An 11,623-nucleotide genomic window follows, 5' to 3' on the forward strand; every position below is an offset into this window, starting at 1 on the left:
TTTCTGAAAGACACAGCCGGGTGTTGCATGATAAATTGAAGAAGGGGAAAATGGACTGAAAAAGAACTTAAAAGCAACCCATAAAAACTTTTGAAAAAAGTGAAATAGGCTCTAAGAATCTGTCGATTTTTATGTATTTTTGCACCCGAAAATAATAGGTATTATATGCAAAACATTAGGAACATTGCAATCATTGCCCATGTGGACCATGGGAAAACAACGCTCGTTGACAAGATGCTTTTGGCAGGAAACCTTTTCCGCAACAACCAGAGCACAGGTGAATTAATGTTGGACAACAACGACCTGGAACGTGAACGAGGCATAACGATTCTCTCAAAGAACGTTTCTATCAACTACAAAGACACCAAGATTAACATTATTGATACTCCGGGACACAGTGACTTCGGAGGTGAAGTGGAACGTGTATTGAATATGGCGGATGGATGCATTCTGCTTGTGGATGCTTTCGAAGGTCCTATGCCGCAGACACGGTTTGTATTGCAGAAAGCTCTGCAGATTGGTCTGAAACCTATCGTTGTTGTGAATAAGGTGGATAAGCCAAATTGCCGTCCCGAAGAAGTGTACGAGATGGTGTTCGACTTGATGTTCAGCTTGAATGCAACCGAGGACCAGCTGGATTTCCCCGTTATCTACGGTTCTGCCAAGAATAATTGGATGAGTACCGACTGGCAGCAGCCGACTGATAACATTTATCCGCTTCTGGACTGTATCTTGGAGAATATTCCTGCCCCCGAACAGTTGGAAGGTACACCGCAAATGCTGGTTACTTCGCTGGATTATTCTTCGTATACCGGGCGTATTGCTGTGGGCCGCGTACACCGCGGCATATTGAAAGAAGGCATGAATGTGTCTTTGGCAAAGCGTGACGGGAGTATCGTGAAATCAAAAATCAAGGAATTGCATACATTCGAAGGTATGGGCCGTGTAAAGGTGCAGGAAGTGTCTTCCGGTGACATCTGTGCATTGATAGGTATCGAAGGATTTGAAATCGGAGATACGGTCTGCGATTACGAAAATCCGGAGGCGTTGCCGCCCATTGCCATTGACGAGCCTACGATGAGTATGCTCTTCACCATCAATGACTCTCCGTTCTTCGGTAAGGAAGGTAAGTTTGTTACTTCCCGCCACATCCACGACCGTTTGATGAAGGAGTTGGATAAGAATCTTGCTCTTCGTGTGCGCAAGAGCGAGGAAGATGGCAAGTGGATTGTTTCCGGCCGTGGTGTGCTTCATCTTTCCGTATTGATTGAAACCATGCGTCGTGAGGGGTATGAGTTGCAGGTAGGGCAGCCGCAGGTAATCTTCAAGGAGATTGACGGCGTGAAATGCGAACCTATCGAAGAGCTGACCATCAATGTTCCCGAAGAATATGCCAGCAAGATGATTGATATGGTGACCCGTCGTAAAGGCGAAATGGTAAAGATGGAAAGTGCCGGCGAACGTGTAAATCTTGAGTTCGACATGCCGTCGCGCGGTATCATCGGTCTGCGTACCAACGTGTTGACCGCTTCTGCCGGAGAGGCCATCATGGCGCACCGCTTTAAGGAATATCAACCGTATAAGGGTGAGATTGAACGGCGTACCAACGGTTCTATGATTGCCATGGAGTCCGGTACGGCTTTTGCCTATGCCATTGACAAGTTGCAGGACCGCGGCAAATTCTTCATTTTCCCGCAGGAAGAGGTTTATGCAGGCCAGGTAGTGGGCGAGCATTCCCATGACAACGACTTGGTGATTAATGTAACGAAGTCCAAGAAGCTTACCAATATGCGTGCCAGTGGTTCGGATGATAAGGCACGCCTGATTCCTCCCGTACAGTTCTCTCTTGAGGAGGCACTGGAGTACATCAAGGAAGACGAATACGTGGAAGTTACTCCTAAATCAATGCGTATGCGCAAGGTTATCCTCGATGAGCTTGAGCGTAAACGCGCAAACAAGAACTGATAAACAGAAGAGTTTTAGTTGTTATATATGAAAGGAGTGCCCCGCCGAAAGGTGAGGCACTCCTTTTTATTGTCGTCATTCAAACGAAAGTCAATCGATGAATTTTACCTTTGCCGCATTACGGGGTTTGGCAGTGGGCGTTTCGTCCGGATAGCCGAAAGCGATACAGTAAAGTAGCTGATAGCCTTCCGGAATATCCAGTTTCTTCAGGTATTCGGCAGCAGCCGGAGTAGAGGTCATGAAGCGCGTGGGACCGCCCAAGCAGCAAGAACCGATTCCCATGGACCAGGCTGATAGAATCATATTCTCACCCAGCAGTCCGCAGTCAATCTGCGAAAGGTCATAAGACGGGTCATTGGCAATAAATACTACTGTAGAAGCGTTGCGAAACATGTTCTTGAATTTCGGGTCTTCGGCGGCTTTGGGATTTTCCTTCTTGTAGATTTCCGTGATGCCGTTGATGAAATCCGGGTTATCCACTACACGCACTTCCCACGATTGCTTGTTCTGTCCGTTGGGTGCATTGATACCGCAATCCAGGATAATCTGCATGGTGTCGCGATTCACGGCTTGCGGTTTGTACTGGCGGATGCTGCGGCGTGACATGATGGTTTCAATCACCGCATTCTCTTTGCTTTCATTTGCATTGGCAACTTGGGTCTCTTTCTGGGTTTGGGCGCTGCAACTGCAGAGCAGCAACAAACTTGCGCCTGCCAACATCAATTTGATACTTTTCATATTGCTTTATTTGAATAATGGTTTCTGCAAAACTACTAAAACTTTCGGATTATCAATGAGATAGAGATATTAAAAAAGAAAAAAGGCATCTCCCGGAGGAGACGCCTTTTCCATATGTTTCTAACTTTATTGTCAGATTAGAGCTTCGGACCAGCAGCAACCAGAGCCTTACCAGCTTCGTTGCCAGTGAACTTAGCGAAGTTCTTGATGAAGCGACCGGCCAGGTCTTTAGCTTTTTCTTCCCATTGGCAAGCGCATTCGTAAGTGTCACGAGGATCGAGAATCTTCGGGTCTACATTCGGCAATTCAGTCGGAACCACGAAGTCGAAGAAAGGAATAACCTTCGTCGGAGCCTTGTCGATAGAGCCGTCGAGGATAGCATCGATGATACCACGAGTGTCTTTGATAGAGATACGTTTGCCGCTACCGTTCCAACCGGTGTTAACCAAGTATGCCTTAGCACCAACCTTGTTCATCTTCTTAACCAATTCTTCTGCATATTTAGTAGGATGCAAGCTCAAGAAAGCAGCACCGAAACAAGCAGAGAATGTCGGAGTAGGTTCAGTGATACCACGTTCTGTACCAGCCAACTTAGCAGTAAAGCCGGAGAGGAAGTAGTACTGAGCCTGGTCGGGGTTCAGGATAGATACCGGAGGCAATACACCGAATGCATCGGCAGATAGGAAGATTACCTGATGAGCGTGAGGACCTTTGGAAACCGGCTTAACGATGTTGTTGATGTGGTAGATAGGATAAGAAACGCGAGTGTTTTCTGTCACGCTCTTGTCAGCGAAGTCAATCTTGCCTTCTGCGTCAACAGTTACGTTCTCCAGCAGGGCGTCGCGCTTGATGGCTGCGTAGATATCGGGTTCGCTTTCTTTATCCAGGTTGATAACCTTAGCGTAGCAACCACCTTCGTAGTTGAATACACCTTCGTCATCCCATCCGTGTTCGTCGTCACCAATCAACAGACGTTTCGGATCAGTTGACAAAGTAGTCTTACCTGTACCGGACAGACCGAAGAAGATAGCAGAGTCAGTGCCTTCCATGTTAGTGTTGGCAGAGCAGTGCATAGAAGCGATACCACGCAACGGGTTCTTGTAGTTCATGATAGAGAACATACCCTTCTTCATTTCACCACCGTACCAAGTGTTCAGGATAACTTGTTCGTTGGTCTTCAAGTTGAATACAGTAGCTGTTTCAGAGTTCAGACCCAGTTCCTTGTAGTTGTCAACTTTTGCCTTAGAAGCGTTGAATGATACGAAATCGGGTTCTCCGTAGTTAGCCAGTTCTTCAGCAGTCGGGCGGATGAACATGTTAGTTACGAAGTGAGCCTGCCATGCCACTTCCATGATGAAACGTACTTTCATACGAGTAGCGGGGTTGGCGCCACAGAAAGTATCAACAACGAACAGACGCTTGCCGCTCAATTCCTTTACAGCCTTAGCCTTCAGGTCAGCCCAAGCTTCTTCAGAGCAAGGTTTGTTGTCGTTTTTGTATTCTTCAGAAGTCCACCATACAGAATCCTTGCTGGCTTCATTCATTACGAAGAATTTATCTTTAGGAGAACGACCGGTATAGATACCTGTCATTACATTTACAGCACCCAGTTCAGTTACCTGACCTTTTTCAAAACCTTCCAAACCTGGTTTGGTTTCTTCTGCGAACAGTACATCGTAAGACGGGTTGTGGATAATTTCCTTCACGTCTTGGATACCGTACTTGCTTAAATCTAAATTTGCCATTTCTTTTAATGATTTAAAATGTTGGTATTTGGTTTATAATCTCTTTCCTTAATCTCTTTTTACCTTTGATTTACAAGGGAAAACGGGTGTAGAAAAGCTCTTTTTTTCCTGCTTTTCAGCAGGTCCCTTGTTTTTCGCCTACAAAAGTAATACTTTCTTTTTAAAGAAAAGCTCTATTAGAGAAATTTTTCTCTAATAGGAAATCTTTTATAAAACCATAACAATATCTGCTAACTGAATGTTGCAAATTGAGTGAAATTCGTTTACTTTGCACATCAAAACATTCTATAATTATGAAGGTTATCAACTTTGCCGAGACAAATTCTGTCTTGAACCAATACGTGGCAGAAATTCGTGATGTAGCAGTCCAGGGCGACCGTATGCGTTTCCGCCGTAATATTGAACGCATTGGAGAGATAATGGCGTATGAAATGAGTAAGGAACTGACGTATTCTGTCAAGCAGGTACAGACTCCCTTGGGGGTGGCGTCGGTCAGCACACCCGATGACGAGGTGGTGATTGCCACTGTTTTCCGTGCCGGATTGCCTTTGCATACTGGATTCTTGAATATGTTCGACCATGCCGGGAACGCTTTTGTTTCCGCTTACCGTTATTATAAGGATAAGGAATGCCGTACGGTGGATGTACACATCGAATACATCGCTACTCCGGATTTGTCCAAGAAGACATTATTGATTGTAGACCCGATGCTTGCCACGGGAGAAAGTATGGAATTGGCCTGGAAGGCCTTCGTCACCAAGGGGATGCCGGCCAAGTTGCAGATAGCTTGTGTCATAGCCAGCCAGCAGGGCGTAGAGCATCTGGAAAAGCTGTTCCCTGGAGATGAAGTGACCTTGTGGTGTGCAGCAATCGACCCGGAGATGAACGAGCATTCCTATATCGTTCCCGGGCTGGGAGATGCCGGAGATTTGGCGTTCGGTGACAAGATATAAGGTTCATATATCTTTTCCATCAGCCTTTTCCCAAGTGCGGGCCTATAATGACCCGGTTCATAATAATTGTGGATGTCTTCCGTGTATTCGTTGATACCGGTGAAATCAAATACATTCCGTTTTCCGAAGAAGCGCTTCAGTGTCTTTACGTCGGCAGGGTTTATGTTGACTTGCAGGTAGTCGGGACTGATAATGATTTTTACATCGGTATCATGTTTCCGGCAAATCCACTTTATTTCCTGCAACAGATTGATTTGCTTTTCCCTGAGCACTTGGGGGGCTTCCCGGTATTTCCCGTCTCTATAATTCTTCATTTTCTCTTTGGTGAATTCTCCTTTCCGGTTTTCCCAGTACTTATCTCCCTCTTCCTTTATCATTTTCTCTCTGGGATTTAACACGTCATTGGTTACCGGGTTTCGGGTGGAGCCATAGGGGTTTATAACCCCTTTCATGTAAGGGCGATAGGTATGGAACAGCTTGTAGTCCAGATAGGGGAAGAGAAAGTTCGGGTAGAAGAAGGCTTGGCAGAATTCCTTCTGAAACTTGAAGCTGCTTATTCCCGATATGGCGGGCGGCAGAATGTTGGAATGTCCGGTGAGGCAACGGTCGTTGTGCAATGATTCCTTGTCGATAATCAGCAGTAGGTTCTTGATTGTTGCACCTGCCTTGTCCAGTGCCTTCAGCTTCAGGCAGACGGCGGCAAGGCTTTCGGCATTTCCGAATAGCCGTACGGCTCTTCCGCCGTGGAGGTATTTCTCCCATTCATGGCATTGATAAGCCATAGTGCAGGAGTTTCCCATGATATAGGAGTCGATGGGGATGGTATCCCGGTTGTTCAGATACATCTGCCACCCCACGTGCCCTTCGTTTAGTACAACCGGGGTTTGGTCGTATCGTTCATAGTTCTTCAGGACCATGAAAGGGTCGTCCAGGAAATAGACTGCCAGTAGGGCTATAAAAGGGATAAAAAGGATAAAGAGCTTTTTCATGAAACGTATGGCTGCGTTCCGTTCGCTGTTTTTCTTCATCATGTGTCTTTATTGTCAAAATTGTAAATATATGAAGCTGTCCGAGTTGAACTGTCCCAGTGTGAAAAGTATTATGGCGAGCAGATAATAGATACTCCATCTTACGGCTGCCGGCTGTCGTCCGAGGGCTTCTAGCAAATCATGCTTGGACATGAAATATTCGTAAACCAATATCAGTACGAGTGCGCTTCCTGCCACAATGCTGTTGTGGTCCGGCATTCCGATGTTCATTTCCTTCCAACTGTAATGTACGCCGAAGGAGAGGTGGCTGATGTAGTGGAACGCTTCGGCCATAGAACTTGCCCGGAAGAATATCAGAGATACGGCAAAAAGTAGGTAGGTCCTTACGACGGATAGTGTGGCATATAAGCGGCTTCCCAATTGGGCTTTCAGTCTGCGGTGAAATGTCGTGGTCTTCATCTCGTAGAAGATGATGACACCTTGAATTAGTCCGTAGACAGCGAAGTTCCATCCGGCACCATGCCAGATACCCAGTCCCGTGAAGGTCAGCGCCAGACTTAGAAATACGCCCCATTGTCCCCATCCACGCAGGCTCGAGGACAACGGGAGGTACAGATAGTCGCGTACCCAGAATGAAAGCGACATGTGCCATCGGCGCCAGAAGTCGGCAGTGGTCTGTGCAATGAACGGCCGGTTGAAGTTTGGGCTGAGCTTGAATCCCAGCATGCGCGCTCCTCCCAATGCGATGTCGGTATATCCGGAGAAGTCGGCATACAGCTCTATCGGATATAGGAGGCATGCCATCAGTAATTGCACGCCCGAGGCTGTGTATACCGACCCGAAGACACCGTCTATGTATGGGGCGATGGAGTCGGCCAGTATCAGTTTCTTTATTAGTCCCACGACAATCAGTCTCATTCCGTAGACCATGGATGTATAGTCCGTAGCTTTGCAGGACTTCAGTTGGGGGAGCATGTCACTTGCTCTTTCTATGGGACCGGAAAGGAACTTCATGAAGAAGAGCATGTATATCATGAAGTCGGGCAGGCTCTTTTCCGGTTCTTCTTCTTGCCAATAGATTTCTGTCAGGTACGAAATGGCCTGGAAAGTATAGAAAGAGATTCCCAGCGGAAAAAGGATGTGGCAGTCTGTAAGCCGGTCGGCATACCGGAATGCCAACCAGCTCACGACCAGAAAACACACACCTGAAAAATAAATTCCCTTCATGCTGCTTTCCCGCTTGGTCTGTCCTATCCATTTGCCAAGGTAGAAGGTGGTAAGCGTGAGGATGAGGGCCGTTATCAGAAAAGTGAGGTGGTAGAAGCCTATGAAGAGGCAGCTGGCTGTCAGTAAGGTCGCTTTTCTGAATCGTGAAGGAAGCGTATGGTATAGAATGAAAGTACACGCAAACAGTACGACGAAGTTCAGGGATATGAATGACATTTCCTAGTTGGTTTTGGTTAAAATGGCATGGCAGATGTCTCCCACGTTTTTGAGTTTTACAATATCTCTGAAGGTGAAGCGTACATTGAATTTCTTCTCTATCTTGTTTATCAGTTGCATGTTGGTCAGTGAATCCCATCCTTCCACATCCTGGGCGGTGGTCTCATTGTCAAGTACAATGTTCTCTCTTTTCAGTACCTCCCGAAAGATGAGGCTCATTTCATTCAAAATAGTCTGTGTATCCATTGTCAAGTTTAAATTAGTTCTTGTATTTTCTTTCTGTCTGTTTTGCTACTGGTGTTCAGCGGAAACTGTTCCAGGCAATGCATATGCTTGGGAATCATGTAGTAGGGAAGCCTGCTATACAGATATTCCTCCATCTGCTGTTTGTCGAGCTGTTTCTTCTCTACGACGAGATGTAGTTCGCACTGATTGCCGTTGTCGTATTTGGGAATGACGACTACACGGCATTCACCGTTGAAAAAGTTTTTTGCCACATGTTCAATCTCGCTCAGCTCGATGCGAAATCCTTGTATCTTTATCTGTGAGTCTTTTCGTCCGCAATAGATGATGTCACCGTCGGCATCCATCCGGCAGAGGTCTCCCGTCTTGTAGTATACTTTTCCATTGGCGGTCTCTACGAGGCATTCCCCGTTTTTTTCGGGAGCATTCCAGTATCCACCCATCACTTGATTGCCGCTAATCCATAGTTCGCCGGTTTCTCCGGTAGGCAGCGGGCGACCGTCGTTATCCATAATTAGGGCATCGATGCCTTCGAAAGGCCTTCCGATAGCGGTCATGCCGTTGTGATGCTTGCAGGAGGTGACGGGTATCCGGTAGGCAGTGCAGTAGATGGTTCCCTCTGTCGGTCCGTATAGGTTTATGAAAGAGGCATTGGGGACACATTTTCTGAAAGCATCCAACAGCTCCGCGTCAGAAGCCTCGGCAGTAACCACTAGATATCTAAGTGCGGGGAGGTGTATCTCCGGAAAATAGGGACGTAGCAGCTGGAGCAGTGAAGGGGCCACGGCAGCGAAGGTCAGGTCGTATTTTTCCAGAGTTTCAATTACGTTGATGTATTTCACGCCTTCCGGAGAAACGGTGTATATGCAAGCACCCAGCGTCAGCGGATATAGAAAGGATACGATGGAAACGTCGAAAGTGAGTTCGAACATCTGCAGCATCCGGTCGTTCTCGTCCAGTTGCCAGTCGAGGCGGTGGTAGGCGGTATAGAAAGCATTCAGGTTACGGCGGGAGATGGGTACTCCTTTGGGTTCGCCTGTGCTTCCGGAGGTAAAGATGATGTAGGCATTTTCCTCTTCTGCCGTATGGAGGATGTCTTCTGCGGCATGGAACGTGGCGGAGTTCTCTGCCTGCTCTATTTCGGAGGTACATATCAGTTCCAGATTCCGGGTGTCGAGGTTCAAGACATGGATATTCTCGGTATGCAGCACGAGGCGGATGCCTGCCGAGTCGGCAATTCTGTCGTTCCTATGTTTGGGGTAGGAAGGATGGAGGATGACGTATGTCTTTCCGCAAATCAGTGCAGATAGTATGGATGCGTATGTTTCCAGTCTGTTTTCTGCGACGATACCGATAATTTTGTCTTCTCTGTCCTTGAATAGGGAGGATATTTTCTGTACGCAAGTTGCCAGCTCTCCATAAGTGCAGGCAGTGTCTTCGATGACGAATGCCGGTCGGTCGGCATATTTGCCGAAGGCTTTCATGATGTCGCCAATCAAGTCATTTGGATACTTTTTCATTTAGTCCGTTATGTTATAGTTCAGTTTTTGCGGAAGCGATGTTTGTCCGTCGTTCATTAAAGACAGTGGTTTCCCGCAATCTCCCTACCGGGAAATCCTTAAGATTTCTAAAAAAGGAGGGATACTGTTCGGAATAAAAGAAACAGAGGGGGCAAATACATACTCACCACAGGATAACACGGATTAACACTGCTAAAAGCTCTTTATTATCAGAACTCCTAAGGCAATCTGTGTTAATCCGTGTTATTCTGTGGTGAGTATGATATACTCTTCGGGCAAAATGGGTTTGCGAACAAAGTCCTTATTTTGCCCAGAACAGTTTGTGGTAGTAAGTGTCTTCGGCTGACACCTCTTTATAGTAGGGATTGTAGTTGACTTCCGTATTCGGGTATCTCCAGCGGTTCGGCACATTTGTGATGGTACCGGCCACTTCGGGGAAGGCCAGGCCGGACGGATAGCCGGTACGTCGGATATCACTCCATGCCTCACGACTGGCTAGGAAACCGAAATGCAGCCACTTTTGGGTAATGATGGCATCCATCTTGTCTGTATATTTCGTGCTGTTCCATTTGGCAGCGGCGAAAGAGGCGGTTTCTTCGGCGGTAGGGGCATCATACCGGCGTGCGTTTTCACCCGTACTTACCGAATCGTAATAGTAGTAAAGCGTGATGGACTGGCTGACAGCCTTTTTGAACTCTTCTTCCGCTTTCGCTTCATTCTTTGCCACTCCATACCCCATTTCATAGGCTTCCGCTTTCAGGAAATGGATTTCGGGTGAGGCCATTATCAGCATGTCGAATTTGTCGTTTTCCCAAAAGAAACCTTTCTGCGTGATTTGTGAGAAACCGGTGTTGCTGGTATTGACTTCGTCTTGTGCCTGCGAGTTGTAATATTCCGTCAGCTCATCCGCCACGGTAAGGTCTGTACCCAGATAACGGTGCTCGTCCAATTGACCGGTGTTTTGGTTGGTAATCTTCACGGGATTGAAGTTGAGCAGGATGCGCGGGTCGTCTTCTCCTTTCACATAAACGCCGCTCAGTGGGTCATTGCTGGTCATATCATAGTTGCCATGGCCCAGCATGCGGTCGATGATGGCGCCCGAAGCAAGTCGGTTGGTTACCCAGTCACCCAGTCCGTGGCCTGCGGTGAAGTTCAGTTGCCCAGACTTCTGGTTGACAATGAGAATGTTGTTTTCTTGTTCCTCTATCAACGGATAGGCTGACGGATTTTCCAGGATTTCCTTGATGGCGGTACGGCCTTCCGCCTGCAAGTCTCCTTGCGCGGCTACGCGCATGGCAAGGCGCAGTCGCAAGGAGTTTGCATAGCGTTCCCATTTGTCCATGTCCCCGTTGTTGATAAAGTCTTGTGTATTGAAGTTCCTCGGTGTGGGGATGGAGCGGAACCGCGGAGCAATTTCTTTGAGCTCGTCAAGAATGGTTTTATATATATTCTCGGCCTTGTCATAGTGAGCATACGATTTACCTACATCGTTGGTAAGCGGCAGTGTGCAAGCTTCCGAAAAAGGCATATCCCCGAAAATGTCCACTGTGGCGGCGAAAAAATCGTACAGCTGTACTTTGGCGGCAAGATAGAATGCCTCATCCTGTGCTTGCTCTGCCGCGCTTTCTTCTTTGTAGAGAGATTCCAGCTTGCGGAACTGGGCCAGTGCCGAATACACATTGTCCCACTGTCCGTCAATGGCGGGTATATAGCCGGGGGTATACATATCTGTAGTGTTGGAGTAGCCGAAGGTTTGTGCATACTTGCCTGTAAACTGTGAATCGAATCCGAAGAACCGGTTGTATTCGTAAACATCATAGTCCTTTACTTTTTGGAAGACTCCTACCATCAGATTACTGATGGTGACTTGGGTTACTTTGGAGGGGTCTTCGTATTTGCTGTCGAAGTCATAATCCGTACAGCCTGATGTTGTCAGGAGGAATGCTCCCAATGAAACAAGAGATAATATCTTTGTCTTTTTCATACTCTTTTTTGTTTTTTGGATGGTTGTTTTGTCAGAAACTTGC

Annotated in this window: 9 protein-coding genes; 2 read left to right on the top strand and 7 right to left on the bottom strand. The window is 47.1% G+C overall.

The genetic code is table 11. The features are described from left to right. The first annotated feature begins 165 nt into the window (after positions 1-165). On the top strand, positions 166-1,965 hold the full coding sequence (gene typA / locus ABUA47_RS11055; protein WP_347774309.1) for a translational GTPase TypA: 1,800 nt from the start codon (positions 166-168) through the stop codon (positions 1,963-1,965). A gap of 90 nt (positions 1,966-2,055) precedes the next feature. Here the strand turns inward: typA and ABUA47_RS11060 are convergent, their stop codons facing one another. Both ABUA47_RS11060 and pckA read right to left on the bottom strand, forming a co-directional pair. Next, complete coding sequence (locus tag ABUA47_RS11060) at positions 2,056-2,703, bottom strand: nitroreductase family protein (protein ID WP_035447189.1); 648 nt, start codon at positions 2,701-2,703, stop codon at positions 2,056-2,058. A 137-nt stretch (positions 2,704-2,840) separates the two neighbouring features. Then, complete coding sequence (pckA, locus tag ABUA47_RS11065; protein WP_347774311.1) at positions 2,841-4,448, bottom strand: phosphoenolpyruvate carboxykinase (ATP); 1,608 nt, start codon at positions 4,446-4,448, stop codon at positions 2,841-2,843. 293 nt (positions 4,449-4,741) lie between these two features. Here pckA and upp point away from each other — a divergent pair, with 293 nt between their 5' ends. Then, positions 4,742-5,401 carry a uracil phosphoribosyltransferase gene (upp, locus tag ABUA47_RS11070; RefSeq protein ID WP_005830723.1) on the top strand — a complete coding sequence of 220 codons (660 nt, stop codon included), beginning with the start codon at positions 4,742-4,744 and terminating at the stop codon, positions 5,399-5,401. On the opposite strand, the gene ABUA47_RS11075 is transcribed toward upp, so the two are convergent. The 5 genes from ABUA47_RS11075 to ABUA47_RS11095 all read right to left on the bottom strand — a co-directional run bounded on the left by ABUA47_RS11075 (position 5,344) and on the right by ABUA47_RS11095 (position 11,580). After that, on the bottom strand, positions 5,344-6,432 hold the full coding sequence (locus ABUA47_RS11075; RefSeq protein WP_005830721.1) for a hypothetical protein: 1,089 nt from the start codon (positions 6,430-6,432) through the stop codon (positions 5,344-5,346). The two genes, upp and ABUA47_RS11075, sit on opposite strands and share 58 nt — an antisense overlap. A gap of 12 nt (positions 6,433-6,444) precedes the next feature. Continuing rightward, positions 6,445-7,833 carry an MBOAT family O-acyltransferase gene (locus ABUA47_RS11080; protein ID WP_005834393.1) on the bottom strand — a complete coding sequence of 463 codons (1,389 nt, stop codon included), beginning with the start codon at positions 7,831-7,833 and terminating at the stop codon, positions 6,445-6,447. A gap of 3 nt (positions 7,834-7,836) precedes the next feature. Next, positions 7,837-8,079, bottom strand: a complete 243-nt coding sequence (locus ABUA47_RS11085; protein WP_005830717.1) for an acyl carrier protein — start codon at positions 8,077-8,079, stop codon at positions 7,837-7,839. A gap of 8 nt (positions 8,080-8,087) precedes the next feature. Continuing rightward, on the bottom strand, positions 8,088-9,596 hold the full coding sequence (locus ABUA47_RS11090) for an amino acid adenylation domain-containing protein (protein ID WP_057098029.1): 1,509 nt from the start codon (positions 9,594-9,596) through the stop codon (positions 8,088-8,090). Positions 9,597-9,897: 301 nt separating this feature from the next. Further along, positions 9,898-11,580, bottom strand: coding sequence for a SusD/RagB family nutrient-binding outer membrane lipoprotein (locus tag ABUA47_RS11095; RefSeq protein WP_035447185.1), 1,683 nt, complete (start codon positions 11,578-11,580; stop codon positions 9,898-9,900). Between the last annotated feature and the right edge of the window lie 43 nt (positions 11,581-11,623).

It is taken from the genome of Bacteroides sp. RTP31139st1_H2_RTP31139_211217 (assembly GCF_040227615.1).
Taxonomy (GTDB): Bacteria; Bacteroidota; Bacteroidia; order Bacteroidales; family Bacteroidaceae; genus Bacteroides; species Bacteroides uniformis.